Raw genomic sequence first — 25,702 nt, forward strand, 5'->3', positions numbered from 1 at the left:
CAGGCCTGAAAAACGCGATTCTAACAGACGATCACGGCAAATCCGTGGCGGCATGCATCGCTTCTCTCTATAGAATGGCGCATTCTTGAGCGATTCCAAGGGCTGGAACACCCGCGCTGACCCGGTTTTGAGAAACCGGGTTCCGTTTTCAGCCTTGCTGTGGTATAAAATGCGCCGCTTTCCGGGGATGCCCCGAAAGGCTTAAATCCACACACGTGTCGACACGATGACCTGGGTGCCTTCAGCTGAAGCTGCTGGTTGGTCATTGGGATACGTGGAGGCCAAACCCGACTTATTAAGGAACTATCATGTCCCAAGTCAACATGCGCGATATGCTGAAGGCCGGTGTGCACTTCGGTCACCAGACCCGTTACTGGAACCCGAAAATGGGTAAATACATTTTCGGCGCGCGTAACAAGATCCACATCATCAACCTTGAAAAAACCCTGCCAATGTTCAACGAAGCTCTGACTTTCGTAGAGCGTCTGGCCCAGGGCAAAAACAAGATTCTGTTCGTCGGCACCAAGCGTTCCGCTGGCAAGATCGTTGCTGAAGAAGCAGCACGTTGCGGTTCGCCGTACGTCGATCACCGCTGGTTGGGCGGCATGCTGACCAACTTCAAAACCATCCGTGCTTCCATCAAGCGTCTGCGTGACCTTGAAGTGCAAGCCGAAGACGGTACTTTCGCCAAGCTGACCAAGAAAGAAGCGCTGATGCGCACTCGTGACCTGGAAAAGCTCGATCGTTCCCTGGGTGGTATCAAGGACATGGGCGGTCTGCCTGACGCACTGTTCGTTATCGACGTTGATCACGAGCGCATCGCGATCACCGAAGCCAACAAGCTGGGCATCCCGGTTATCGGCGTAGTCGATACCAACAGCAGCCCGGAAGGCGTTGACTACATCATCCCAGGCAACGATGACGCAATCCGCGCTATCCAGCTGTACATGGGTTCGATGGCTGACGCTGTGATCCGCGGTCGCAACCACGTTGCTGGCGGCACCGAGCAGTTCGTAGAAGAAGCTCCGGTAGCAGCAGCTGAGTAATTGACGCCTTGGCGTTGACTCAGTAAGCAAAAAGGGGGCTTGGCCCCCTTTTTGCCACCTCGAAAACCATTTGTCGGCGCCCACTGCCTTTTTGTAACGTGCGGCAGCTAACAAAGGGTGGATCGAGAAGAATTGATCGCCCGTTCGATCGGGTGGAATGGTTGAAAACCTATCCAAGAGGAATTTGAAAATGGCAGAGATTACTGCAGCGTTGGTCAAAGAACTGCGCGAGCGTACTGGCGAAGGCATGATGGACTGCAAAAAGGCCTTGACCAAGGCTGGCGGCGACATCGAAAAAGCCATTGATGACATGCGTGCTTCGGGCGCGATCAAGGCTGCCAAAAAAGCAGGCAACGTTGCTGCTGAAGGCGCTATCGCTCTGAAGGAAGACGGTAAATCCGCAGTCCTGCTGGAAGTGAACTCGCAGACTGACTTCCTGGCTCTGCAGGACGACTTCAAGGCATTTGTTGCTGCCAGCGTTGAAAAAGCGTTCGCCGACAAGCTGACTGACGTCGCTCCGCTGATCGAAGCTCAAGAAGCTGCTCGCCTGGTACTGGTCGGCAAGGTTGGCGAAAACGTCAACATCCGTCGCCTGGCTCGCGTTGAAGGTGATGTGGTTGGTGGCTACCTGCACGGCAACAAGATCGGTGTAGCTGTTGTTCTGAAAGGCGGCGACGTTGAGCTGGCCAAGGACATCGCTATGCACGTAGCGGCCAGCAACCCTGAGTTCCTGCTGCCATCGGAAGTTTCCGCTGAAGCGATCGAGCGCGAAAAAGCCGTGTTCCTGCAGCTGAACGAAGAAAAAATCAAAGGCAAGCCAGAAAACATTGTTGAGAACATGGTCAAAGGCCGTATCAGCAAGTTCCTGGCTGAAGCAAGCCTGGTTGAGCAGGCGTTCGTCAAGAACCCTGAAATCAAGGTTGGCGAACTGGCCAAGAAAGCCGGTGCTGAAATCGTTTCCTTCACTTACTTCAAAGTAGGCGAAGGCATCGAGAAGCCGGTCGACAACTTCGCTGAAGAAGTTGCTGCCCAGCTGGCTGCTGCCAAGCAATAAGACAGTTTTCAACTGTCGCCCGAAAGAGGCTGCCCGCTCACGCGCGCAGCCTCTTTTCAAATGGGAGGTCGATTTTATTTGGCTTCCCTTCGGAACTGGCTTACAAAGCCGTGTTCTGATGGCGCTGTGATAGCGTCAAGCTAGAGTAAACGCAGGCTGCAAACAGCCAGCACAGAATTTTTTAAAATACGCCGCAGGAGAGATTCGCAATGGCTCAGCAGGGCAGTGGTTATCAGGCTCGCTATAAACGCATTCTACTCAAGCTTAGCGGCGAGGCCTTGATGGGCTCCGAAGAGTTCGGGATCGACCCCAAGGTCCTGGATCGCATGGCGCTGGAAGTCGGCCAACTGGTCGGTATCGGTGTCCAGGTCGGTCTGGTGATTGGGGGTGGCAACCTGTTCCGCGGCGCGGCACTGAGTGCTGCTGGCATGGATCGGGTCACGGGCGACCACATGGGCATGCTGGCCACTGTGATGAACGCCCTGGCCATGCGCGATGCGCTGGAACGTGCCAATATCTCGGCCATCGTGATGTCGGCCATTTCCATGGTTGGCGTGACCGATCACTACGATCGCCGCAAAGCCATGCGTCACCTCAACTCCAAAGAAGTGGTGATATTCGCGGCCGGTACCGGTAACCCGTTCTTCACCACCGATTCGGCCGCCTGCCTGCGCGCGATCGAAATCGATGCCGACGTCGTGCTCAAGGCGACCAAGGTTGATGGTGTGTACACCGCAGATCCATTCAAAGACCCGCATGCCGAGAAGTTCGATCATCTGACCTACGATGAAGTGCTGGATCGCAAGCTGGGTGTCATGGACCTGACGGCTATCTGCCTGTGCCGCGACCACAAGATGCCGCTGCGCGTATTTAACATGAACAAGCCCGGCGCCCTGCTGAACATCGTACATGGCGGCGCTGAAGGGACTCTGATCGAGGAAGGCGAACAATGATCAACGACATCAAGAAAGACGCCCAGGCGCGTATGCAAAAATCCCTGGAGTCTCTGAACCTGGCGTTTGGCCAGATTCGTACTGGCAAGGCCCACCCAAGCATCCTGGGCAGCGTGATGGTGCCTTACTACGGTTCCGACACTCCGCTGAGCGGCGTGGCCAACGTTACCGTGAAAGACTCGCGCACCCTGCAGGTCGTGGCGTTCGAGCGCAACATGCTCGCTGCCGTCGACAAGGCTATCCAGAGCGCCGGCCTGAACCTCAACCCGACCAACCTGGGTGAGATGCTGCTGATCTCGATGCCGGCCCTGACTGAAGAAACCCGCAAGGGCTTCACCAAGCAGGCGCGCAGCGCAGCCGAAGATGCCCGTGTTGCCGTGCGCAATATTCGTCGTGATGCCTTGGGTGAGCTGAAGAAGCTGGTCAAGGACAAGGAAATCAGCGAAGACGAAGAGCGTCGTGCAATCGCCGATATCGATAAGTTGACCAAGGAGTCTGAGGCCCTGATCACCAAGGCCACGGAAGATAAAGAAAAGGACCTGATGGCCGTATAAGGGGTCAGGACGCCTTCATGGAAAAGACCAAGCAGCCTGCGCTGTCCACGGTGCCGCGACATGTCGCGATCATCATGGACGGCAATAATCGCTGGGCAAAAAAACGTTTCTTGCCCGGCGTAGCCGGGCACAAGGCAGGCGTCGATGCTGTGCGCGCCGTGATTGAGGTGTGCGCGGAATCGGGGGTGGAAGTCCTGACCCTGTTCGCGTTTTCCAGTGAGAACTGGCAGCGCCCGGCCGATGAAGTCAGTGCCTTGATGGACCTGTTCTTCAAGGCGTTGCGTCGCGAGGCCAAGCGCCTCAACGACAACAACATCACCTTGCGCATCATTGGCGACCGCTCGCGCTTTCATCCCGAACTTCAGGCAGCCATGCGTGAAGCCGAGGCGATGACGGCCGGAGCCAATCGTTTTGTCCTGCAAATCGCTGCCAACTACGGTGGTCAGTGGGACATCGCCCAGGCTGCGCAGCGTCTGGCGCGAGAAGTTCAGGCCGGCCACCTGCGGCCGGACGACATCACGCCAGATTTGCTGCAGACCTGCCTGTCCACCGGCGACCTGCCGTTGCCGGACCTGTGCATTCGCACCGGTGGCGAGCATCGCATCAGCAACTTCCTGTTGTGGCAGATGGCCTATTCCGAGTTGTACTTCTCCGACCTGTTCTGGCCGGACTTCAAACACGAAGCCATGCGCACTGCACTGGCCGATTTCGCTTCTCGCCAACGTCGCTTCGGTAAAACGAGCGAACAGGTCGAAGCTGGAGCCCGGGTTTAATGCTTAAACAACGAATCATCACGGCACTGATCCTGCTGCCAATCGCCCTGTGCGGGTTTTTCCTGCTCGAAGGTTCCGCTTTTGCGCTGTTCATCGGCCTGGTGGTGACCCTGGGGGCCTGGGAGTGGGCGCGCCTGGCTGGCTTCGAGGCGCAGTCGATGCGTGTCGCCTATGGGGCTGTGGTGGCCGCGATGCTGCTGGTCCTGCATCTGGTGCCCGGGCTTGCGCCTTGGGTGTTGGGCGCAGCCGTGCTGTGGTGGGGCGTAGCGACTTTCCTGGTGCTGACCTATCCCAAGACCAGCGAGCACTGGGCGAGTGCCGCCTGCAAGCTGGTGATCGGCCTGCTGATTCTGTTGCCGGCCTGGCAAGGCCTGGTGCTGATCAAGCAATACCCGCTGGGTAACTGGCTGATCATGGCGGTCATGGTGCTGGTCTGGGGGGCGGACATCGGCGCTTACTTCTCCGGCCGGGCCTTCGGCAAGCGCAAGCTGGCGCCGCTGGTCAGTCCTGGCAAGAGCTGGGAAGGGGTGTATGGCGGCCTGCTCTTGAGCCTGGTGATTACCCTGGTCGTTGGCCTGGTGCGTGACTGGAGTGTGGGTCAGTTGCTCATGGGGCTGATCGGCGCGGCGATCATCGTGTTCATCTCGGTGGTCGGCGACCTGACCGAAAGCATGTTCAAACGTCAGTCCGGGATCAAGGACAGCAGTAACCTGTTGCCGGGTCATGGCGGTGTGCTGGATCGAATCGACAGCCTGACCGCAGCAATCCCCTTGTTCGCTGTGTTGTTGTGGATGGCCGCACCGTGAGCCGGCCACAACAGATCACGGTCCTGGGTGCGACCGGCTCCATAGGCCTGAGTACCCTGGACGTCATCGCTCGCCACCCTGAGCGTTTCCAAGTCTTTGCCTTGAGCGGCTTCTCGCGCCTTAGCGAGTTGCTCGCCTTGTGCATCCGTCACGTGCCGCGCTTTGCCGTGGTCCCGCAGCCAGAGGCGGCTCGCCGTCTGCAGGATGATCTGCGGGCTGCTGGCCTGGCGACCCGTGTGCTGGTGGGGGAGGAGGGGCTGTGCCAGGTGGCTGCCGATCCCGAAGTGGATGCCGTGATGGCGGCGATAGTCGGTGCGGCAGGACTGCGCCCGACCCTGGCGGCAGTGGAGGCTGGCAAGAAGATTCTGCTGGCCAACAAAGAGGCGCTGGTGATGTCCGGCGCCTTGTTCATGCAGGCGGTGCACAAGAGCGGTTCGGTATTGTTGCCGATCGACAGTGAGCACAACGCGATCTTCCAGTGCATGCCGACGGACTTCTCCCGCGGACTGGGCAATGTCGGGGTGCGGCGGATTCTGCTGACCGCGTCTGGCGGCCCGTTCCGCCAGACCGCCCTGGCCGAGCTGGCACATGTCACGCCGGATCAGGCCTGTGCCCATCCCAACTGGTCCATGGGGCGCAAGATTTCGGTCGACTCGGCGAGCATGATGAACAAGGGTCTGGAGCTGATCGAGGCCTGCTGGCTGTTCGATGCCAAGCCGTCCCAGGTCGAGGTGGTGATCCATCCGCAGAGCGTGATTCACTCGTTGGTCGACTACGTGGACGGTTCGGTGCTGGCCCAGCTGGGCAACCCTGATATGCGCACGCCCATCGCCAATGCGCTGGCCTGGCCTGAGCGGATCGACTCCGGCGTGGCGCCGCTGGATCTGTTTGCCATTGCGCGCCTGGACTTCCAGGCGCCCGATGAAGAGCGTTTCCCGTGCCTGCGTCTGGCACGCCAGGCGGCCGAGGCGGGTAACAGCGCGCCGGCCATGTTGAATGCGGCCAATGAGGTGGCGGTTGCCGCCTTTCTGGATGGGCGTGTCCGCTACCTGGAGATCGCGAGTATCATCGAGGAAGTATTGAACCTTGAACCGGTAGTGGCTGTGGCGGATCTCGAGGCAGTGTTTACGGCGGACGCGAAAGCGCGTGTACTGGCGCAGCATTGGTTGAGCCGTCACGGGCGATAGGTGTTGCGGCAGGTTTGCCCGCACCAGCGCTGAATAGGATTGCGGAGAAAGTAGATGAGCGCGCTCTATATGATTGTCGGCACCCTGGTAGCCCTGGGCGTGCTGGTCACCTTCCATGAATTCGGCCATTTCTGGGTCGCGCGTCGCTGTGGCGTCAAGGTTCTGCGTTTTTCCGTAGGCTTCGGCATGCCGTTGCTGCGCTGGCATGATCGCCAGGGTACCGAGTTCGTGATTGCCGCCATCCCGCTGGGTGGCTACGTGAAAATGCTCGATGAGCGTGAAGGCGAAGTGCCGGCCGAGCAATTGGAGCAATCCTTCAATCGCAAATCGGTTCGCCAGCGTATCGCTATCGTTGCTGCTGGCCCTATCGCCAACTTCCTGCTGGCCCTGGTGTTCTTCTGGGTCCTGGCCATGCTCGGTACCGAGCAGATTCGCCCGGTGATTGGTGGGGTTGAAGTCGGCAGTATCGCCGCCAAGGCCGGCTTGAGCCCGGGTCAGGAAATCGTCGCCGTCGATGGCGAGGCCACTTCCGGTTGGGCCGCCGTCAATCTGCAACTGGTGCGCCGCCTGGGTGAGAGTGGCGCAGTGCAGTTGTTGGTGCGCGAAGAGGGCTCCACTGCCGATACCCCCCGTGAACTGATTCTGGACCAGTGGCTCAAGGGCGCCGATGAGCCTGATCCGATTCGCTCCCTCGGCATTCGTCCGTGGCGTCCGGCCTTGCCGCCGGTCCTGGCTGAACTTGATCCCAAGGGGCCGGCCCAGGCGGCTGGTTTGAAAACCGGCGACCGACTGTTGCAGCTCGATGGCCAGGCGCTGACGGATTGGCAGCAAGTGGTCGATTGGGTGCGTTTACGTCCTGAAACCAAAATTGTGCTGCAGGTCGAGCGCGACGGTGCTCGAATCGACGTCCCTGTGACTTTGGGAGCCCGGGGTGACGCTAAGGCCGCCATGGGTTACCTGGGGGCAGGGGTGAAAGCTGTCGATTGGCCACCAACGATGATTCGTGAGGTCAGCTTCGGTCCTGTAGCGGCCATTGGCGAAGGGGCGCGACGCACCTGGACCATGAGTGTGCTGACCCTCGATTCGCTGAAGAAAATGTTGTTCGGCGAGCTCTCGGTAAAAAACTTGAGTGGACCGATAACCATTGCTAAAGTGGCGGGCGCTTCTGCCCAGTCGGGCGTCGCTGATTTCCTGAATTTCCTTGCTTATCTGAGTATTAGCCTGGGGGTTCTGAATTTGTTGCCCATTCCTGTACTGGATGGGGGGCATTTGTTGTTTTATCTGATTGAGTGGGCGCGTGGTCGTCCCTTGTCGGATCGGGTGCAAGGTTGGGGGATACAGATCGGTATCAGTTTGGTGGTCGGGGTGATGTTGCTTGCCTTGGTCAACGATCTGGGTCGACTGTAACGCTTCGCTGAATTGCGAATCTGCCGCATTTTGCGGCAGTTTTTATTGCCAGTTGGAATAAGAAAGGACTTCATGAAACGTCTGCTGCTAACTGCGGTTCTCACCGTATTGATGATCGCCGAAGTTCACGCCGAGTCCTTCACTATCTCCGATATTCGCGTCAACGGCCTCCAGCGGGTATCCGCCGGCAGCGTCTTTGGTGCCTTGCCGTTGAACGTCGGTGAACAGGCGGATGATCGTCGCCTGGTCGAATCCACTCGTGCGCTGTTCAAAACCGGTTTCTTCCAGGACATCCAGTTGGGTCGCGACGGCAACGTCCTGGTCATCACGGTAGTCGAGCGTCCATCTGTCGCCAGTATCGAGATCGAAGGCAACAAGGCGATCTCCACTGAAGACTTGATGAAGGGCCTCAAGCAATCCGGCCTGGCTGAAGGCGAAATCTTCCAGCGTGCAACCCTCGAAGGCGTGCGTAACGAACTGCAGCGCCAGTACGTGGCTCAAGGCCGCTACTCGGCCACCGTTGATACCGAAGTGGTCCCCCAGCCGCGCAACCGCGTGGGCCTGAAGGTCAACATCAACGAAGGCACCGTTGCCGCTATCCAGCACATCAACGTGGTGGGTAACACGGTTTTCCCCGACGAAGACCTGATCGACCTGTTCGAACTCAAGACCACCAACTGGTTGTCGTTCTTCAAGAACGATGACAAGTACGCCCGTGAAAAACTCTCCGGTGACCTCGAGCGCCTGCGCTCCTACTACCTGGACCGCGGCTATATCAACATGGATATCGCTTCGACCCAGGTGTCCATCACCCCGGACAAGAAGCACGTCTACATCACTGTCAACGTCAACGAAGGCCAGAAGTACAACGTTCGTGACGTGAAGCTCAGCGGCGACCTGAAAGTGCCTGAAGACCAGGTCAAGGCGTTGTTGCTGGTGCAGAAAGGCCAGGTGTTCTCGCGCAAGCTGATGACCACCACTTCCGAACTGATCACCCGTCGCCTGGGTAACGAGGGCTACACCTTCGCCAACGTCAACGGCGTGCCTCAGCCCCACGACGAAGACCACACGGTCGATATCACCTTCGTGGTCGATCCCGGCAAGCGTGCCTACGTCAACCGTATCAACTTCCGTGGCAACACCAAGTCCGAAGACGAAGTGCTGCGTCGTGAAATGCGCCAGATGGAAGGTGGCTGGGCTTCGACCTACCTGATCGACCAGTCCAAGACCCGTCTGGAACGCCTGGGCTTCTTCAAGGAAGTCAACGTCGAGACACCGGCTGTACCGGGTGTCGATGACCAGGTAGACGTCAACTACAGCGTTGAAGAACAAGCATCCGGCTCGATTACCGCCAGCGTCGGTTTTGCCCAGAGCGCCGGTCTGATCCTGGGTGGTTCGATTACCCAGAACAACTTCCTGGGTACCGGTAACAAGGTCAGCATCGGTTTGACCCGCAGTGAATACCAGAGCCGCTATAACTTCGGTTACGTGGACCCCTACTGGACAGCTGATGGCGTGAGCCTGGGTTACAACGCGTTCTACCGCACCACTGACTACGATGAGCTCGACACCGACGTTTCCAGCTACGCCGTGGACAGCCTGGGTGCCGGTGTCAGCGTGGGTTACCCGATCAGCGAGACTTCGCGCCTGACCTTTGGCCTGAACGCACAGCAAGACAAGATCAAGACCGGCCAGTACACCGTCGACGAGATCTTCGACTTCGTTAACCGTGAAGGCGACCAGTACCTGAACTTCAAGGCTTCGGCCGGCTGGTCGGAGTCGACCCTGAACAAAGGCGTATTGGCTACCCGTGGTCACTCCCAGAGCGTGACCCTGGAAACCACCGTGCCGGGCAGCGACCTGTCGTTCTTTAAACTCGACTACCGTGGCCAGTTGTTCCAGCCATTGACCGATAACTACACCCTGCGCCTGCACACTGAGCTGGGCTACGGTGACGGCTACGGCTCGACGGATGGCTTGCCATTCTACGAAAACTACTATGCTGGTGGTTTCAACTCGGTTCGTGGCTTCAAGGACAGTACCTTGGGTCCGCGCAGTACTCCGAGCCGTGGTGTAAAAGATACGGGGAACCAAGGTACGGCTCTCGACCCGGACCAGGATCCGCTGCCGTTTGGTGGTAACGTCCTGATCCAGGGTGGTGCCGAGCTGTTGTTCCCGCTGCCATTCGTCAAGGATCAACGTTCACTGCGTACTTCCGTGTTCTGGGATGTCGGTAACGTGTTTGACTCCAAGTGCGAGCAGACCAAGAACACCGCGCCTGATTCGTACTCGAACACGCAGTGCAACGACGTCAGCCTCAGCAACCTGGCCAGCTCCGTGGGTATTGGTGTGACCTGGGTTACCGCATTGGGTCCTTTGAGCTTTGCTCTGGCCATGCCGGTGAAAGAACCGGATAACGCTGAAACCCAAGTGTTCCAATTTTCCCTCGGCCAGACGTTCTAAGCGTCTGTCCCAAGACAACGACAATGGATTTTGTAGGAGTGCATCGTGCGTAAGTTGACTCAATTGGTTCTCCTGGCAACTGTCCTGGTAGCGACCCCGGCATTTGCCGACATGAAGATCGCAGTACTGAACTACCAGATGGCGTTGCTGGAGTCGGACGCAGCGAAGAAGTACGCAGTGGACGCCGAGAAGAAATTCGGCCCACAACTGACCAAGCTCAAGACCCTGGAAAGCAGTGCCAAAGGCATCCAGGACCGTCTGGTCAGCGGTGGCGACAAAATGGCCCAGGGTGAGCGTGAGCGTCTGGAGCTTGAATTCAAGCAAAAGGCCCGCGACTTCCAGTTCCAGTCCAAGGAATTGAACGAAGCCAAGGCCGTTGCCGACCGTGAAATGCTCAAGCAGCTCAAGCCTAAGCTGGACAGCGCTGTGGAAGAAGTGATCAAGAAAGGTGCTTTTGACCTGGTCTTCGAGCGTGGCGCAGTGATTGATGTCAAGCCGCAATACGACATCACCCGCCAGGTCATCGAGCGCATGAATCAGCTGAAGTAATCCATGACAGCGACTAAAACACTCGGCCAGTTGGCCGAGTTCCTGGGCGCCACCCTGTGTGGCGACCCGGAGAAGACAATTACTGGGCTAGCCACTTTACAAGAGGCTGGCCCAGCTCAGTTGAGCTTTCTGGCAAACCCCCAATACCGCAAATACCTGGCCGACAGCCATGCCGCAGCCGTGTTGCTGAAGGCCGCTGACGCCGAAGGTTTTGCCGGTGATGCGCTGGTGGTGCCGGATCCCTACGCGGCGTACGCGCGGGTGTCTCACCTGTTCGATCCCAAGCCCAAGGCGGCTGCCGGTATCCACCCGACGGCGGTCATCGCCGTGGATGCGGTGGTTGACCCGGCGGCGAGCATCGGTGCCTTTGCGGTGATCGAGAGTGGCGCCCGTATTGCTGCCGGAGTCACGGTCGGCGCGCATTGCTTCATCGGGGCTCGTAGCGAGATCGGTGAGGGTGGCTGGCTGGCCCCGCGGGTGACGCTGTACCACGACGTGCGCATTGGCAAGCGGGTGGTCATTCAGTCCGGTGCGGTGCTCGGCGGTGAGGGTTTCGGTTTCGCCAACGAAAAGGGCATCTGGCAGAAAATTGCCCAGGTCGGTGGGGTGTTGGTCGGTGATGACGTGGAGATTGGCGTGAATACCGCTATCGACCGTGGCGCCTTGGCTGACACCATCCTCGGCAATGGGGTGAAGCTCGACAACCAGATACAGATCGCGCACAACGTGCAGGTGGGTGATCACACCGCCATGGCGGCGTGCGTAGGCATTTCCGGCAGCACCAAGATCGGCAAGCATTGCATGCTGGCCGGCGGTGTCGGGCTGGTGGGGCACATCGAGATCTGCGACAACGTATTCCTCACCGGAATGACCATGGTCACCCACTCGATTACCGAGCCGGGCGCCTACTCTTCCGGTACGGCCATGCAGCCGGCCGCCGAGTGGCGTAAAAGCGCGGCACGCATCCGTCAGCTCGACGACATCGCGCGACGTCTGCGCCAGTTGGAAAAGCAGGTAAGTGAAGTGACCCCTGGTGGTAATGCTTCATCAGATGGCTGATACCATTTCCATATCAAGTGTGCACAGCCGTTAGACTGCCTCCTTGATTTGCTAGAGGAGCGTGCATCAGTCGCGCGTTCCCAATCTTTACATAGGCTTCCCCCCGAAATGATGGACATCAACGAGATTCGCGAATACCTGCCTCACCGTTACCCGTTCCTGCTGGTGGACCGGGTAGTGGACCTCAATGTTGAGGAAAAGCGCATTCGTGCCTACAAGAATGTCAGCATCAACGAGCCGTTCTTCAACGGTCACTTCCCTGCGCATCCAATCATGCCGGGCGTATTGATCATTGAAGCGATGGCCCAGGCTGCCGGAATCCTTGGTTTCAAAATGCTCGACGTCAAGCCTGCCGATGGCACGCTTTACTACTTTGTCGGCTCCGACAAGCTACGCTTCCGTCAGCCAGTCAAGCCGGGCGATCAGTTGATCCTCGAAGCCACCTTCATCAGCTGCAAGCGCAAGATCTGGAAGTTTGAATGCCAGGCTTCGGTGGATGGCAAGCCCGTATGCTCGGCCGAGATCATCTGTGCGGAACAAAAAGTATGAGTTTGATTGACCCTCGCGCAATCATCGATCCGACGGCCGTACTGGCCGAGGGCGTTGAGGTCGGCCCCTGGTCGATCGTCGGCGCAGGTGTGGAAATCGGCGAGGGAACAGTGATTGGCCCGCACGTAGTGCTCAAGGGGCCGACGCGGATTGGCAAGCACAACCGCATCTATCAGTTTTCCTCGATCGGTGAGGACACCCCTGACCTGAAGTACAAGGGTGAAGAGACGCGCCTGGTGATAGGAGACCATAACGTTATCCGTGAAGGGGTGACGATTCACCGTGGGACCATCCAGGACCGCTCGGAGACTACCCTGGGCGATCACAACCTGATCATGGCCTATGCCCACATCGGCCACGACAGCGTCATCGGCAACCACTGCATCCTGGTCAACAACACGGCGTTGGCCGGGCATGTCCATGTGGCCGACTGGGCGATCCTCTCCGGTTTCACCCTGGTTCATCAGTATTGCCACATTGGCGCCCACAGCTTTTCCGGTATGGGTACGGCCATCGGCAAGGATGTGCCGGCCTATGTCACAGTGTTCGGCAACCCGGCAGAAGCGCGCAGCATGAACTTCGAGGGCATGCGCCGTCGTGGGTTCAGCGAAGAAGCGATCCATGCCCTGCGTCGTGCCTACAAGGTGGTCTACCGCCAGGGCTTGACCGTGGAGCAGGCGCTGGCTGAGCTGGCCGAGCCTTCGGCGCAGTTTCCGGAAGTCGCGCTGTTCCGTGACTCGATCCAGTCTTCGACCCGCGGCATCACACGCTAACCATGGCTAATCTGCGTATAGCGCTGGTGGCGGGCGAAGCTTCCGGCGACATCCTGGGCGCGGGTCTGATGCGTGCCCTCAAGGCTCGCCACCCGGCGGTCGAGTTCATCGGCGTCGGCGGTCCGCTGATGCAGGCTGAAGGCCTGACTTCCTATTTCCCCATGGAGCGCTTGTCGGTCATGGGGCTGGTGGAAGTCCTGGGGCGCTTGCGTGAGCTGCTGGCCCGACGCAAGAAGTTGATCAAGACCTTGATCGCCGAAAAGCCGGACGTGTTCATCGGTATCGATGCGCCGGACTTCACCCTCAATATCGAACTCAAGTTGCGTCAGGCCGGGATCAAGACCGTGCACTACGTCAGCCCTTCGGTCTGGGCCTGGCGGCAGAAGCGTGTGCTGAAGATTCGTGAAGGCTGCGACCTGATGCTGACGCTGCTGCCGTTCGAAGCCCGATTCTACGAAGAGAAGGGCGTACCGGTGCGGTTTGTCGGCCACACCCTGGCTGATGCCATTCCGCTGGAAGCCGACCGAGCCGCGGCGCGTGCCGAACTGGGCCTGCCGGACGGCCCGCTGGTGGCGTTGATGCCGGGCAGCCGGGGCGGTGAAGTCGGGCGCCTGGGCGGCTTGTTCCTCGATGCTGCGCAGCGGCTGCGGGCCATGCGCCCCGGGGTGCGGTTTATCATTCCGTGCGCCAACCCGGAGCGGCGGGTGCAGCTCGAAGAGCTGCTGGCTGGCCGTGATTTGCCGGTCACCCTGCTGGACGGGCGCTCGCACCAGGCGCTCGCGGCCTGCGACGCGGTCCTGATCGCTTCGGGCACCGCGACCCTGGAGGCGTTGTTGTACAAGCGGCCGATGGTCGTGGCCTATCGCCTGGCGCCGCTGACCTACTGGATTCTCAAGCGCATGGTGAAAAGCCCTTACATCTCCTTGCCGAACTTGTTGGCCCAGCGTCTGCTGGTGCCCGAGTTGCTGCAGGACGATGCGACGCCCGAGGCGTTGGCGCTGACCCTGTCGCCGCTGATCGATGGCGGCGAAGAGCAAACCATCGGTTTTGACCAGATCCACCGGACCCTGCGCCGCGATGCCTCGAACCAGGCCGCTGAGGCGGTCCTCAACTTGATCGGCGCACCACAATGAGTACGGTAAAGATGCAAATGGGCCTGGATTTCAACCTCGTCGCGGATGCTCAAGAGCTGGTCGCCGGAGTCGATGAAGTAGGGCGCGGTCCGCTCTGTGGTGCGGTGGTGACGGCGGCGGTGATCCTCGATCCGCAGCGCCCGATCCTCGGCCTCAATGACTCCAAGAAGCTCACTGAAGCCCGGCGCGAAAAGCTCTACGACGAAATCTGTGAAAAAGCCCTGAGCTGGTGCATCGCTCGCGCTGAAATCGAAGAAATCGACGAGTTGAACATTCTCCATGCCACCATGCTGGCGATGCAGCGCGCTGTCGAAGGCCTGCACATTCAGCCAAAGCTGGCGATGATCGACGGTAATCGCTGCCCCAAGCTGGCCATGCCGGCGGAAGCGGTGGTCAAGGGCGATAGCAAGGTCCCGGCGATTGCCGCGGCGTCGATCCTGGCCAAAGTCAGTCGCGACCGTGAAATGGCGGCCTTTGAATTGATTTATCCGGGGTATGGCATCGGCGGCCACAAAGGTTATCCGACGCCTGTGCATCTGGAAGCCTTGGCGCGCCTAGGCCCGACCCCGATTCACCGACGTTCGTTCGCGCCGGTGCGGCAGGCTTACGAGGCTCGCGAAGGGCTGCTAGAGCGCTAGTCCAAGCTGATGTTTTTGCCAAGGCCCGGTACAATCCGGGCCTTGTTGTCTCCACGTTATTAGCAGGATCACTATGCCGGCTTCATTCGTTCACCTACGCCTGCACACTGAATACTCCCTGGTCGACGGTCTGGTGCGGATCAAGCCGCTGGTCAAGACCCTGGTCGGCATGAACATGCCGGCTGTGGCGGTCACCGACCAGAACAACATGTGTTCCCTGGTCAAGTTCTACAAAAACGCCATGGGTGCGGGGATCAAGCCGATCTGCGGCGCCGACCTGTGGCTGTCGAACAAGGACCCGGACAACGCCTTGAGCCGGATCAGCTTCCTGGCGATGAATGCGGTGGGTTATCGCAACCTCACCGAGCTGATTTCCCGCGGCTTCATCGATGGCCAGCGCAATGGCCAGATCATCATCGAGCGCGAATGGGTGGCCGAGGCCAACGAAGGCTTGATCATGCTCTCGGCGGCCAAGGAGGGCGAAATCGGCATGGCCCTGCTCGGTGGCAATCCGGACGAAGCCGAAACCCTGGCCCGCGAGTGGATGGCAGTGTTCCCGGACCGTTTTTACCTGGAAATCCAGCGTACCAACCGTCCCAACGATGAAGAGCAGTTGCACGCTGCCGTGGCCCTGGCCGACAAGATCGGCGCGCCGCTGGTGGCCACCAACGATGTGCGGTTCCTCAAGCAGGAAGACTTCGCCGCCCACGAAACCCGGGTGTGCATCGGTGAAGGCCGGGCGCTCGACGATCCACGGCGCTCGAAGAACTACAGCGACCAGCAATACCTCAAAAGCGCCGAGGAAATGCTCGAGCTGTTCAGCGACTTGCCCGATGCCGTGCAGAACACGGTCGAAATCGCCAAGCGCTGCAACATCGATGTAAAGCTGGGCAAGCACTTCCTGCCTAATTTCCCAATTCCCGATGGCATGACCATCGATGAGTATTTCCGCAAGGTGTCCTTCGACGGGCTTGAAGAGCGCTTGAGCGTGCTGCTGCCCAAGGACACCACAGAGGACTACGAGGCCAAGCGCCAGGTCTACGTCGACCGGCTGAATTTCGAGCTGGATATCATTATCCAGATGGGGTTCCCCGGTTACTTCCTGATCGTGATGGACTTTATCCAGTGGGCCAAGAGCAACGGGGTTCCGGTGGGGCCGGGCCGGGGGTCGGGTGCCGGCTCGCTGGTGGCCTATGTGCAGAAGATCACCGACCTCGACCCGCTGGAATACGACCTGCTGTTCGAACGTTTCCTCAACCCGGAACGGGTCTCCATGCCCGACTTCGACGTCGACTTCTGCATGGACGGTCGCGACCGGGTCATCGAGTACGTGGCCGAGAAGTACGGGCGCAATGCGGTTAGCCAGATCATCACCTTCGGTTCCATGGCCGCCAAGGCGGTGGTGCGGGACGTGGCGCGGGTCCAGGGCAAGTCCTATGGCCTGGCGGATCGCCTGTCGAAGATGATTCCCTTCGAAGTCGGCATGACCCTGGAAAAAGCCTACGAGCAGGAAGAGATCCTGCGGGACTTCATCAAGGTCGATGAAGAGGCGGCGGAAATCTGGGAGATGGCGCGCAAGCTCGAAGGCGTTGTGCGTAACGTCGGCAAGCACGCCGGTGGTGTGGTGATCGCCCCCACCAAGCTGACCGACTTCTCGCCGATCTATTGCGATGAAGAGGGCGGCGGCCTGGTCACCCAGTTCGACAAGGATGACGTCGAGGCGGCCGGCCTGGTGAAGTTCGACTTCCTCGGCCTGCGGACCCTGACGATCATTGACTGGGCGCTGAAAACCATCAACCGCGACCGCGCCAAGGTTAACGAGCCGCCGCTGGATATCGCCTTTATCCCGCTGGACGACAAACCGACCTACAGCTTGCTGCAAAAGGCCGAGACCACCGCGGTGTTCCAGCTCGAGTCGCGGGGCATGAAGGAGCTGATCAAAAAGCTCAAGCCCGACTGCCTGGAAGACTTGATCGCACTGGTGGCCCTGTTCCGTCCGGGCCCGCTGCAATCGGGCATGGTGGACGACTTCATCAACCGTAAGCACGGGCGCGCCGAGCTGGCGTACCCGCACTCCGACTACCAGTACGAAGGCCTCAAGCCCGTGCTGGCGCCGACCTACGGCATCATCCTGTATCAGGAACAGGTGATGCAGATCGCCCAGGTCATGGCCGGCTACACCCTCGGCGGTGCGGACATGCTGCGTCGGGCCATGGGTAAGAAAAAACCCGAAGAGATGGCCAAGCAGCGCGGCGGTTTCATTGAGGGTTGCGCCACCAACAACATTGATGCCGACCTTGCCGGTAACATCTTCGATCTGGTGGAGAAATTCGCCGGTTACGGCTTCAACAAATCCCACTCCGCCGCCTACGGCCTGGTGTCTTACCAGACGGCCTGGCTGAAAGCCCACTACCCGGCGCCGTTCATGGCGGCGGTACTTTCGGCGGATATGCACAACACCGACAAGGTCGTGACCTTGATCGAAGAAGTGCGAACCATGAAGCTGCGCCTCGACGCACCGGACGTGAACACTTCGGAGTTCAAGTTCACGGTGAACGAGGAGGGGCGGATCATCTACGGCCTGGGCGCGATCAAGGGCGTGGGCGAGGGGCCGGTCGAGGCGATTACCGAGGCGCGTCAGGATGGGCCGTTCCAGGACCTGTTCGACTTCTGCGCGCGGGTCGACCTCAAGCGAATCAACAAACGTACCCTCGACGGCCTGATCCGCAGCGGTGCGCTGGACCGCCTGGGCCCGTACTTCTTTGATGAGACCAAAGCCTACCAGGCCAACATCGACCGCAACCGTGCGGTGCTGCTGACGGCCATGGAAGAGGCGATCAAGGCGGCCGAGCAGACCGCGCGGACCCACGACAGCGGCCACGCCGACCTCTTTGGCGGGCTGTTTGTCGAAGAAGATGCGGATGTCTACGCCAATCACCGCAAAGCCAAGGAGCTGACGCTCAAGGAACGCCTGAAGGGTGAAAAAGACACCCTGGGGCTGTACCTGACCGGTCACCCGATTGACGAATATGAAGGTGAAATCCGTCGTTTTGCCCGCCAGCGCATCATCGACCTGAAGCCGGCTCGCGACACCCAGACAGTCGCCGGCATGATCATCGCCCTGCGGGTGATGAAGAACAAGAAGGGCGACAAGATGGGCTTTATCACCCTCGACGACCGTTCGGGCCGGATCGAGGCGTCGCTGTTCGCCGAGGCGTTCCATTCCGCGCAGTCGTTGCTGCAGACCGACGCGATGGTGGTGGTCGAGGGCGAAGTCAGCAATGACGACTTCTCCGGTGGCCTGCGGCTGCGGGTCAAACGGGTGATGAGCATGGAAGATGCGCGCACCAACCTGGCCGAAAGCCTGCGCCTGAAGGTGCAGACCCAGGACCTCAAGGGCGATCAGTTGCGCTGGCTGGGGGAGTTGTTCAAGCGTCATCGTGGCGCCTGCCCCATCACGATGGAGTACACCAGCCCCGACGCGAAGGCCTTGCTGCAATTTGGCGAGACCTGGCGAATCGATCCGGCAGACAGCTTGATTCAAGCCCTGCGTGACCAGTTCGGGCGAGACAACGTCTTCCTCCAATACCGTTGACGGTCAGGGGCCCTTGAAGCGCCCTGGCCATGACCCGAATTTTTAATCTCGACCTGAACGCGCCTGTCCCTTAAGGTAGGGCGCGAATAGACAACCGGCCGACCCAAGCTCACTTGGACGTCGACCCAAGACGGACGCCTATGAACCCGAATTTTCTAGATTTCGAACAGCCGATCGCCGACCTGCAAGCCAAGATCGAAGAGTTGCGCTTGGTCGGTAATGACAATTCGCTGAATATCGGCGATGAGATCTCGCGCCTGCAGGACAAGAGCAGCACGCTGACCGAAGACATCTTCGGCAAGCTGACCAGCTGGCAGATCGCTCGTCTGGCGCGTCATCCGCGTCGTCCCTACACCCTGGACTACATCCAGCACATCTTCACCGAGTTCGATGAACTGCACGGTGACCGTCACTTCTCCGATGACGCCGCGATTGTCGGCGGTGTCGCCCGCCTGGACGACCAGCCAGTGATGGTGATCGGTCACCAGAAAGGCCGTGAAGTGCGTGAGAAGGTTCGCCGCAACTTCGGTATGCCGCGTCCGGAAGGCTACCGCAAGGCGTGCCGCCTGATGGAAATGGCTGAACGCTTCAAGATGCCGATCCTGACCTTCATCGACACGCCGGGTGCCTACCCGGGGATCGACGCCGAAGAGCGCAACCAGAGCGAGGCTATCGCCTGGAACCTGCGTGTCATGGCTCGCCTGAAAACCCCAATCATCGCCACCGTGATCGGTGAGGGTGGTTCCGGTGGTGCACTGGCTATCGGTGTCTGCGATCAGTTGAACATGCTGCAGTATTCGACCTACGCGGTGATTTCGCCGGAAGGGTGTGCCTCGATCCTGTGGAAAACCGCAGAAAAGGCCCCGGATGCCGCTGAAGCGATGGGCATCACCGCCGAGCGCCTCAAGGGCCTGGGTATCGTCGATAAAGTGATCGGCGAGCCATTGGGCGGCGCCCACCGCGATCCGGCCGCTGCAGCTGCCTCGATCCGTGGTGAGCTGATCGCGCAACTGCAGATGCTCAAGAAATTCGACAACGACGCGCTGCTGGCCCGCCGTTACGAGCGCCTGATGAGCTACGGTCTGTGATCTGACACCGGATCATGATGGGAGCGAGCCTGCTCGCAGTGACGAAGCTACAGTCAACCTGCGTGTTGGCTGGCCTTTTTCGCGAGCAGGCTCGCTCCCACCGCTGATGTGTGCGAAGTGATCGATATGCGCCAGCTCACACCTGATCTGTCTGCAAGACTGCTGTTGACCCTGACCCCCTGGCGCAATGCACCGACCTGGCGCATCGCCTTCTCCGGTGGCCTCGACTCCACCGTGTTATTGCACCTCCTGGCGCAACTGGCTAAAAGCCAGGCCCTGCCCGAACTTCAAGCGATCCATGTGCATCACGGCCTGCAGGCTGCGGCTGATGCGTGGCCGCAGCATTGTCAGGCCGTGTGTGACGGGCTGGGCGTGCCGCTGGCGGTGATGCGGGTTCAGGTCCAGGCCGGTGCGAGCCTGGAGCGAGCCGCCCGTGAGGCGCGTTATGCGGCCTTTGCCCAGGTGATCCAGGTCGATGAAGTGCTGCTGACTGCCCAGCATCGCGACGATCAGGCCGAGACCCTGATGTTTCGTCTGTTGAGGGGCGCGGGGGTCAGGGGCTTGTCGGCAATGCCGGCCCATCGTGCCCTGGGACCCGGGCACCTGGTGCGGCCGTTGCTGGATGTGTCGCGGGCCGAGCTTGAGGCGTACGCCTGTGAACACCAGTTGCGCTGGGTCGAGGACCCCTCTAATGGTGATCAGCAGTTTTCCCGCAATTATCTGCGCCAGCAGGTTTTCCCCGTCCTCAGTCGTCGCTGGCCCCAGGCAGCCGCCACCCTGGCGCGCAGTGCCGGCCATCTGCGCGAGGCCCAGGGCTTGCTCGATGAGTTGGCGCAGATGGACCTGGCCCAGGCTGCCACCGCCCATGAGTTTGCCTGGCTGGGGCATCCATCGCTGGACCTGGCGGCGCTTGCCGGGCTGTCCGCGGCTCGCCAGCGCAACGCCCTGGGGCATTGGCTGGCGACGCTGACTCGCCTGCCAGACACTGACCATTGGTCGGGTTGGGACAGCCTGCGGGATGCCGCGGCGGATGCCCGGCCGATCTGGCGACTGGCGGATGGCGAAGTGCATCGGGCCAATGGGCGGGTCTGGTGGTTGTCCGGCGATCGGCTGCCCGCGCTCACGGGTACAGTGCCCTGGCCTGATCCAGCAACTGAACTGGCACTGCCCGGCAATGGTCGGCTCAGCCTGGTGGGTGAGCCCCCGCACGGCCTGCTCAGCGTGCGTTACCGCCAGGGCGGGGAGGTGATGCAGTTGCCCGGTCGTGGACACCGCGACCTCAAGCGCTTGCTCAATGAGCGTCAGGTGCCGTGGTTCGCCCGTGGCAGATTGCCGCTGCTGTACTGCGATGAGCAATTGATTGCCGTGGCCAACCTGCCCGGGCTGGATGTCAGCGCGCAGGCAAACCTGGTTTTGCGATGGCAGCCAGTAATCAACGATCAAGGTTTGAGCTGAAAGGGGCTTTCCGGTAGACTACGCTCCCTTCTTGATACAACTTCTGTGGATTCGCCTGAATTGCAGGAGTTGCCGATTACCAAGCAGTCTTTGCTGGGCGATTCCAAAAAATGTGTAGCGAGCAACCTACTGGTGATTCATCTACCGGTCTGTCCCAACGCGGCGGTTTTTTTGAAAGATGCACTGTAATTAATGCAGGTGATCGGGGGCTTCGGCCTTCCTTCGCTTTCCCCGGCGGCACTGACCGCTTTAACGCAGACTTCTAGGGTTTTTCATGACGCGCTACATATTCGTCACGGGCGGTGTTGTTTCTTCATTGGGGAAAGGCATTGCATCGGCATCATTGGCGGCCATCCTGGAGGCGCGGGGACTTAAGGTCACCATGCTCAAGCTGGACCCGTACATCAACGTCGACCCGGGCACCATGAGCCCGTTCCAGCACGGTGAAGTGTTCGTCACTCACGACGGCGCCGAGACCGACCTGGACCTGGGCCACTACGAGCGGTTCATCCGCACGACCATGACCCAGAACAACAACTTCACCACTGGCCGTGTCTACGAGCACGTGCTGCGCAAAGAGCGCCGTGGTGACTACCTGGGTGCAACCATCCAGGTGATTCCGCACATCACCGACGAAATCAAGCGCCGCATCATCAAGGGTGCTGGCGACGCTGACGTGGCAATGGTCGAGATCGGTGGCACCGTCGGTGACATCGAGTCGCAACCGTTCCTGGAAGCGATCCGTCAACTGCGTTTCGAAGTCGGCGCCAAGCGCGCGATGCTGATGCACCTGACGCTGGTACCGTACATCGCCACCGCCGGCGAAACCAAGACCAAGCCGACCCAGCACTCGGTCAAGGAACTGCGTTCCATCGGCCTGCAGCCGGACGTCCTGGTCTGCCGTTCCGACCACCCGATCGACCTGTCTTCGCGTCGCAAGATCGCGCAGTTCACCAACGTTGAAGAACGTGCGGTGATCGCCCTGGAAGACGCCGACACCATCTACAAGATCCCGGGCATCCTGCACTCCCAGGGCCTGGATGATTTTGTCGTCGAGCGTTTTGGCCTGCAGTGCGATAGTGCCGACCTGTCCGAGTGGGAAGCGGTGGTCGACGCCAAGCTGAACCCGGAACACGAAGTCACCATCGCCATGGTCGGCAAGTACATGGAGCTGCTGGACGCGTACAAGTCGCTAATCGAAGCGATGAGCCACGCCGGCATCAGCAACCGGACCAAGGTCAACCTGCGCTACATCGATTCCGAAGACATCGAGAACCAGGGCACTGCGCTGCTCGAAGGTGTCGATGCGATCCTGGTCCCAGGCGGTTTTGGCCTGCGTGGCGTGGAAGGCAAGATCACCGCCGTGCAGTACGCTCGTGAAAACAAGGTGCCGTACCTGGGTATCTGCCTGGGCATGCAAGTGGCGGTCATCGAGTTCGCCCGTAACGTGCTGGGCTGGAAAGACGCCAACTCCACCGAGTTCGATCGCGCCAGCGGTCACCCGGTCGTGGGCCTGATCACCGAGTGGGAAGATGCCACCGGCGCCGTTGAAACCCGCACCGAGTCCTCCGACCTGGGCGGCACCATGCGCCTGGGTGCCCAGGATTGCCTGCTGGAAGCCGGCTCCCTGGTTCACGACTGCTATGCCAAGGACGTGATCGTCGAGCGTCATCGTCATCGCTATGAAGTGAACAACAATCTGCTGCCACAACTGATCGAAGCCGGCCTGAAAATCTCCGGTCGTTCCGGTGATGGCGCCCTGGTTGAAGTGGTTGAAGCACCGGATCACCCATGGTTCGTCGCTTGCCAGTTCCACCCGGAGTTCACCTCGACTCCGCGTGACGGCCACCCGCTGTTCAGCGGTTTCGTCAAGGCAGCATTGGCTCAGCACCAGAAAAAAGCCTGACGCGCCAAGGCGTGGATTCGCGACGTGACCCACGGGCTGGCAAGGCCCGTGGGTTGCCGCGATTATGCCGCTGGACGTTTCTGGATGATTGGCTGAACAGTTTTTCAACGGGGAAGCCGCGTTACCTGGGTTTCTCCGTGTTGTCGGTGCAGGTTTGCCCGCGCCAACCAACAGCAATGTGACCCACAAGTTATAAATCGATCGGTATACAGCGTTTTCGTCAACTTTGGAGTGTTTACAACAATGGCAAAAATCGTCGACATCAAAGGTCGTGAAGTTCTCGACTCCCGTGGTAACCCCACCGTCGAAGCGGACGTGCTTCTCGATAACGGCATCATCGGCAGCGCTTGCGCGCCGTCCGGTGCTTCCACTGGCTCGCGTGAAGCGCTCGAGCTGCGTGATGGCGACAAGAGCCGTTACCTGGGCAAAGGTGTGCTCAAGGCCGTAGCCAACATCAATGGCCCGATTCGCACCGCACTGCTGGGTAAAGACCCGGTTGACCAGAAAGCCCTCGACCGCATCATGATCGAGCTGGACGGTACCGAGAACAAAGGCAGCCTGGGCGCCAACGCGATCCTCGCCGTTTCCCTGGCTGCGGCCAAGGCCGCTGCCCACGATCAAGACCTGCCGCTGTATGCCCACATCGCCAACCTGAACGGTACCCCAGGCGTCTACTCGATGCCGGTGCCGATGATGAACATCATCAACGGTGGCGAACACGCCGATAACAACGTCGACATCCAGGAGTTCATGGTGCAGCCGGTTGGCGCCAAGTCTTTCTCGGAAGGCCTGCGCATGGGCACCGAGATTTTCCATCACCTCAAGGCAGTACTGAAGGCCCGTGGCCTGAGCACTGCAGTGGGTGACGAAGGTGGTTTCGCCCCTAACCTGGCTTCCAACGAAGACGCGTTGAAAGTGATCTCCGAAGCGGTAGCCAACGCCGGTTACACCCTGGGCACCGACGTGACCCTGGCGCTGGACTGCGCGGCGAGCGAATTCTACGAAGATGGCAAGTACAACCTGTCCGGCGAAGGCCAGGTGTTCACCGCTGAAGGTTTCGCCGACTACCTGAAAGGCCTGACCGAGCGTTATCCGATCATCTCGATCGAAGACGGCCTGGACGAGTCCGACTGGGCTGGCTGGAAGATCCTCACCGACAAGATCGGCGAGAAGACCCAACTGGTGGGCGACGACCTGTTCGTGACCAACACCAAGATCCTGAAAGAAGGCATCGATAAAAAGATCGCCAACTCGATCCTGATCAAATTCAACCAGATCGGTACCCTGACCGAGACCCTGGAAGCGATCCAGATGGCCAAGGCCGCTGGTTACACTGCCGTGATCTCGCACCGCTCCGGCGAAACCGAAGATTCGACCATTGCCGACCTGGCTGTGGGCACTTCGGCAGGCCAGATCAAAACCGGTTCGCTGTGCCGTTCCGACCGCGTTTCCAAGTACAACCAACTGCTGCGTATCGAAGAGCAATTGGGTGCCAAAGCCAAGTACAACGGCCGCAGCGAATTCCGCGGCTAAGCTTGGTGGAGTAAAAAGACACCGGATTGTGTCGAAAAAATCGCATCAGCGGGTTTTTTGCCACTAGTCTGATGCCTTAGAGTACGAGCCTGGTTCTTCCAGGCTTCGTGCTATCAGACGCTTCAAAGTGTTGGCATGGCTGTTTTTTTTCAGTGGATACCTGATATTCGATGCGCAGTCCCTATTGGTTGTTTCTTGTCTTGCTCTTGCTCCTGGGGGGGTTGCAGTACCGCCTGTGGGTGGGAAACGGCAGCCTGGCACAGGTGGCCGACCTGACTCAGCAAATTGCCGATCAGCAGGCTGAAAACCAGACGCTGCTGGAGCGCAACCGGGTGATGGACGCCGAAGTGATGGAGCTGAAAAAAGGCATGGAGACCGTTGAAGAGCGGGCTCGCCATGAGTTGGGCATGGTCAAGGACGGTGAAACCCTTTACCAGTTGGCCCAATGATGAATAGCTTGCCGGCCTTCTGGGCCGTGATTCCTGCCGCGGGTGTGGGTGCCCGTATGGCAGCCGACCGTCCCAAGCAGTATCTGCAATTGGGCGGACGCACAATTCTTGAACACAGCCTTGGCTGTTTCCTCGATCACCCGGCCTTGAAGGGGCTGGTGGTCAGTCTGGCGATCGACGACCCTTATTGGCCGAACCTGGCCTGCGCTGCCGACCCGCGCATTCAGCGGGTGGACGGTGGCGAAGAGCGTTCGGGCTCGGTGCTCAATGCCTTGTTGCACCTGCATGCGCAGGGGGCTGGCGATGAGGATTGGGTGTTGGTCCATGACGCGGCACGGCCGAACCTCACACGTGATGATCTCGACAAGCTGCTGTCGGAGCTGGCGGATGATCCGGTGGGCGGGCTGCTGGCGGTGCCGGCGCGTGACACCCTCAAGCGGGCGGACAAGCACGGCCGGGTACTTGAGACCGTTGACCGCAGTTTGATCTGGCAGGCGTATACGCCGCAGATGTTTCGCCTGGGTGCCCTGCATCGGGCGTTGGCCGATAGTCTGGTGGCGGATGTCACGATCACTGATGAAGCTTCGGCGATGGAGTGGGCGGGGCAGGCGCCGCGCTTGATCGAGGGGCGGGCGGATAACCTCAAGGTGACGCGGCCTGAGGACCTCGAGTGGTTACGCTTGCGTTGGGGGCAGCGCGGGGGGCTGTAGGTGTCGGGGCTGCCAGAGGCAG

At 59.9% G+C, this 25,702-nt stretch carries 22 protein-coding genes; all 22 read left to right on the top strand.

Features of this window, described 5'->3' with window-relative positions; all coding sequences use genetic code 11:
- Positions 1–308 precede the first annotated feature (308 nt).
- The 22 genes from rpsB to ispD all read left to right on the top strand — a co-directional run bounded on the left by rpsB (position 309) and on the right by ispD (position 25,680).
- Complete coding sequence (gene rpsB / locus H7995_RS09615) at positions 309–1,046, top strand: 30S ribosomal protein S2 (protein WP_003219330.1); 738 nt, start codon at positions 309–311, stop codon at positions 1,044–1,046.
- A 190-nt stretch (positions 1,047–1,236) separates the two neighbouring features.
- Positions 1,237–2,100: a translation elongation factor Ts gene (gene tsf / locus H7995_RS09620; protein WP_157714741.1), complete on the top strand. Its 864-nt coding sequence runs from the start codon at positions 1,237–1,239 to the stop codon at positions 2,098–2,100.
- 209 nt (positions 2,101–2,309) lie between these two features.
- Positions 2,310–3,053, top strand: a complete 744-nt coding sequence (pyrH, locus tag H7995_RS09625) for a UMP kinase (RefSeq protein WP_011059526.1) — start codon at positions 2,310–2,312, stop codon at positions 3,051–3,053.
- The gene (gene frr / locus H7995_RS09630; RefSeq protein ID WP_166588558.1) at positions 3,050–3,607 is read left to right on the top strand and encodes a ribosome recycling factor; all 558 of its coding nucleotides are present in this window, start codon (positions 3,050–3,052) and stop codon (positions 3,605–3,607) included. Before pyrH ends, frr begins: the two co-directional genes overlap by 4 nt.
- Before the next feature lie 17 nt (positions 3,608–3,624).
- The gene (gene uppS / locus H7995_RS09635) at positions 3,625–4,380 is read left to right on the top strand and encodes a polyprenyl diphosphate synthase (RefSeq protein ID WP_166588557.1); all 756 of its coding nucleotides are present in this window, start codon (positions 3,625–3,627) and stop codon (positions 4,378–4,380) included.
- Entirely contained in the window at positions 4,380–5,186 is an 807-nt protein-coding gene (locus tag H7995_RS09640; RefSeq protein ID WP_166588556.1) for a phosphatidate cytidylyltransferase, read from the top strand. Before uppS ends, H7995_RS09640 begins: the two co-directional genes overlap by 1 nt.
- On the top strand, positions 5,183–6,373 hold the full coding sequence (ispC, locus tag H7995_RS09645) for a 1-deoxy-D-xylulose-5-phosphate reductoisomerase (RefSeq protein WP_182343672.1): 1,191 nt from the start codon (positions 5,183–5,185) through the stop codon (positions 6,371–6,373). The genes H7995_RS09640 and ispC overlap by 4 nt, the downstream gene beginning before the upstream one ends.
- A gap of 54 nt (positions 6,374–6,427) precedes the next feature.
- On the top strand, positions 6,428–7,780 hold the full coding sequence (rseP, locus tag H7995_RS09650; RefSeq protein ID WP_166588554.1) for a sigma E protease regulator RseP: 1,353 nt from the start codon (positions 6,428–6,430) through the stop codon (positions 7,778–7,780).
- A gap of 72 nt (positions 7,781–7,852) precedes the next feature.
- A complete protein-coding gene (bamA, locus tag H7995_RS09655; RefSeq protein ID WP_185818279.1) occupies positions 7,853–10,243 on the top strand; it encodes an outer membrane protein assembly factor BamA in 2,391 nt (796 codons plus the stop codon).
- Between the two features lie 45 nt (positions 10,244–10,288).
- The gene (locus tag H7995_RS09660) at positions 10,289–10,792 is read left to right on the top strand and encodes an OmpH/Skp family outer membrane protein (RefSeq protein WP_166588552.1); all 504 of its coding nucleotides are present in this window, start codon (positions 10,289–10,291) and stop codon (positions 10,790–10,792) included.
- A gap of 3 nt (positions 10,793–10,795) precedes the next feature.
- Positions 10,796–11,851 (top strand): UDP-3-O-(3-hydroxymyristoyl)glucosamine N-acyltransferase, encoded by a 1,056-nt coding sequence (lpxD, locus tag H7995_RS09665; RefSeq protein WP_166588551.1) that lies wholly within the window; start codon positions 10,796–10,798, stop codon positions 11,849–11,851.
- 108 nt (positions 11,852–11,959) lie between these two features.
- Complete coding sequence (gene fabZ, locus H7995_RS09670; protein WP_027619040.1) at positions 11,960–12,400, top strand: 3-hydroxyacyl-ACP dehydratase FabZ; 441 nt, start codon at positions 11,960–11,962, stop codon at positions 12,398–12,400.
- Positions 12,397–13,173, top strand: a complete 777-nt coding sequence (gene lpxA / locus H7995_RS09675) for an acyl-ACP--UDP-N-acetylglucosamine O-acyltransferase (RefSeq protein WP_166588550.1) — start codon at positions 12,397–12,399, stop codon at positions 13,171–13,173. The genes fabZ and lpxA overlap by 4 nt, the downstream gene beginning before the upstream one ends.
- Positions 13,174–13,175: 2 nt before the next feature.
- Positions 13,176–14,306, top strand: coding sequence for a lipid-A-disaccharide synthase (gene lpxB, locus H7995_RS09680; protein ID WP_185818280.1), 1,131 nt, complete (start codon positions 13,176–13,178; stop codon positions 14,304–14,306).
- 11 nt (positions 14,307–14,317) lie between these two features.
- Complete coding sequence (rnhB, locus tag H7995_RS09685; protein ID WP_166588795.1) at positions 14,318–14,944, top strand: ribonuclease HII; 627 nt, start codon at positions 14,318–14,320, stop codon at positions 14,942–14,944.
- Between the two features lie 73 nt (positions 14,945–15,017).
- Positions 15,018–18,539, top strand: coding sequence for a DNA polymerase III subunit alpha (gene dnaE, locus H7995_RS09690; RefSeq protein WP_166588548.1), 3,522 nt, complete (start codon positions 15,018–15,020; stop codon positions 18,537–18,539).
- A gap of 140 nt (positions 18,540–18,679) precedes the next feature.
- On the top strand, positions 18,680–19,627 hold the full coding sequence (locus H7995_RS09695; RefSeq protein WP_182343678.1) for an acetyl-CoA carboxylase carboxyltransferase subunit alpha: 948 nt from the start codon (positions 18,680–18,682) through the stop codon (positions 19,625–19,627).
- 126 nt (positions 19,628–19,753) lie between these two features.
- A complete protein-coding gene (tilS, locus tag H7995_RS09700) occupies positions 19,754–21,082 on the top strand; it encodes a tRNA lysidine(34) synthetase TilS (protein ID WP_166588546.1) in 1,329 nt (442 codons plus the stop codon).
- 274 nt (positions 21,083–21,356) lie between these two features.
- Complete coding sequence (locus tag H7995_RS09705; protein ID WP_166588545.1) at positions 21,357–22,988, top strand: CTP synthase; 1,632 nt, start codon at positions 21,357–21,359, stop codon at positions 22,986–22,988.
- Between the two features lie 243 nt (positions 22,989–23,231).
- Positions 23,232–24,521: a phosphopyruvate hydratase gene (eno, locus tag H7995_RS09710; RefSeq protein WP_166588544.1), complete on the top strand. Its 1,290-nt coding sequence runs from the start codon at positions 23,232–23,234 to the stop codon at positions 24,519–24,521.
- Between the two features lie 170 nt (positions 24,522–24,691).
- Positions 24,692–24,970 carry a cell division protein FtsB gene (gene ftsB / locus H7995_RS09715; RefSeq protein WP_027619031.1) on the top strand — a complete coding sequence of 93 codons (279 nt, stop codon included), beginning with the start codon at positions 24,692–24,694 and terminating at the stop codon, positions 24,968–24,970.
- Positions 24,967–25,680 carry a 2-C-methyl-D-erythritol 4-phosphate cytidylyltransferase gene (gene ispD, locus H7995_RS09720; RefSeq protein ID WP_182343680.1) on the top strand — a complete coding sequence of 238 codons (714 nt, stop codon included), beginning with the start codon at positions 24,967–24,969 and terminating at the stop codon, positions 25,678–25,680. The genes ftsB and ispD overlap by 4 nt, the downstream gene beginning before the upstream one ends.
- The last annotated feature ends 22 nt before the right edge of the window (positions 25,681–25,702 follow it).

Origin of the sequence: Pseudomonas kielensis (assembly GCF_014236655.1) — a bacterium.
Lineage (GTDB): Bacteria > Pseudomonadota > Gammaproteobacteria > Pseudomonadales > Pseudomonadaceae > Aquipseudomonas > Aquipseudomonas kielensis.

What these genes read in the sequence shown, in the direction of transcription:
- frr (WP_166588558.1), top strand. Translation starts at nt 3,050, where the DNA reads ATGATCAACGACATCAAGAAAGACGCCCAGGCGCGTATGCAAAAATCC.
- rpsB (WP_003219330.1), top strand. Translation starts at nt 309, where the DNA reads ATGTCCCAAGTCAACATGCGCGATATGCTGAAGGCCGGTGTGCACTTC.
- ftsB (WP_027619031.1), top strand. Translation starts at nt 24,692, where the DNA reads ATGCGCAGTCCCTATTGGTTGTTTCTTGTCTTGCTCTTGCTCCTGGGG.
- tsf (WP_157714741.1), top strand. Translation starts at nt 1,237, where the DNA reads ATGGCAGAGATTACTGCAGCGTTGGTCAAAGAACTGCGCGAGCGTACT.
- rnhB (WP_166588795.1), top strand. Translation starts at nt 14,318, where the DNA reads ATGCAAATGGGCCTGGATTTCAACCTCGTCGCGGATGCTCAAGAGCTG.
- pyrH (WP_011059526.1), top strand. Translation starts at nt 2,310, where the DNA reads ATGGCTCAGCAGGGCAGTGGTTATCAGGCTCGCTATAAACGCATTCTA.
- lpxB (WP_185818280.1), top strand. Translation starts at nt 13,176, where the DNA reads ATGGCTAATCTGCGTATAGCGCTGGTGGCGGGCGAAGCTTCCGGCGAC.
- eno (WP_166588544.1), top strand. Translation starts at nt 23,232, where the DNA reads ATGGCAAAAATCGTCGACATCAAAGGTCGTGAAGTTCTCGACTCCCGT.
- H7995_RS09640 (WP_166588556.1), top strand. Translation starts at nt 4,380, where the DNA reads ATGCTTAAACAACGAATCATCACGGCACTGATCCTGCTGCCAATCGCC.
- ispD (WP_182343680.1), top strand. Translation starts at nt 24,967, where the DNA reads ATGATGAATAGCTTGCCGGCCTTCTGGGCCGTGATTCCTGCCGCGGGT.
- dnaE (WP_166588548.1), top strand. Translation starts at nt 15,018, where the DNA reads ATGCCGGCTTCATTCGTTCACCTACGCCTGCACACTGAATACTCCCTG.
- lpxA (WP_166588550.1), top strand. Translation starts at nt 12,397, where the DNA reads ATGAGTTTGATTGACCCTCGCGCAATCATCGATCCGACGGCCGTACTG.
- rseP (WP_166588554.1), top strand. Translation starts at nt 6,428, where the DNA reads ATGAGCGCGCTCTATATGATTGTCGGCACCCTGGTAGCCCTGGGCGTG.
- bamA (WP_185818279.1), top strand. Translation starts at nt 7,853, where the DNA reads ATGAAACGTCTGCTGCTAACTGCGGTTCTCACCGTATTGATGATCGCC.
- H7995_RS09695 (WP_182343678.1), top strand. Translation starts at nt 18,680, where the DNA reads ATGAACCCGAATTTTCTAGATTTCGAACAGCCGATCGCCGACCTGCAA.
- uppS (WP_166588557.1), top strand. Translation starts at nt 3,625, where the DNA reads ATGGAAAAGACCAAGCAGCCTGCGCTGTCCACGGTGCCGCGACATGTC.
- lpxD (WP_166588551.1), top strand. Translation starts at nt 10,796, where the DNA reads ATGACAGCGACTAAAACACTCGGCCAGTTGGCCGAGTTCCTGGGCGCC.
- H7995_RS09705 (WP_166588545.1), top strand. Translation starts at nt 21,357, where the DNA reads ATGACGCGCTACATATTCGTCACGGGCGGTGTTGTTTCTTCATTGGGG.
- tilS (WP_166588546.1), top strand. Translation starts at nt 19,754, where the DNA reads ATGCGCCAGCTCACACCTGATCTGTCTGCAAGACTGCTGTTGACCCTG.
- fabZ (WP_027619040.1), top strand. Translation starts at nt 11,960, where the DNA reads ATGATGGACATCAACGAGATTCGCGAATACCTGCCTCACCGTTACCCG.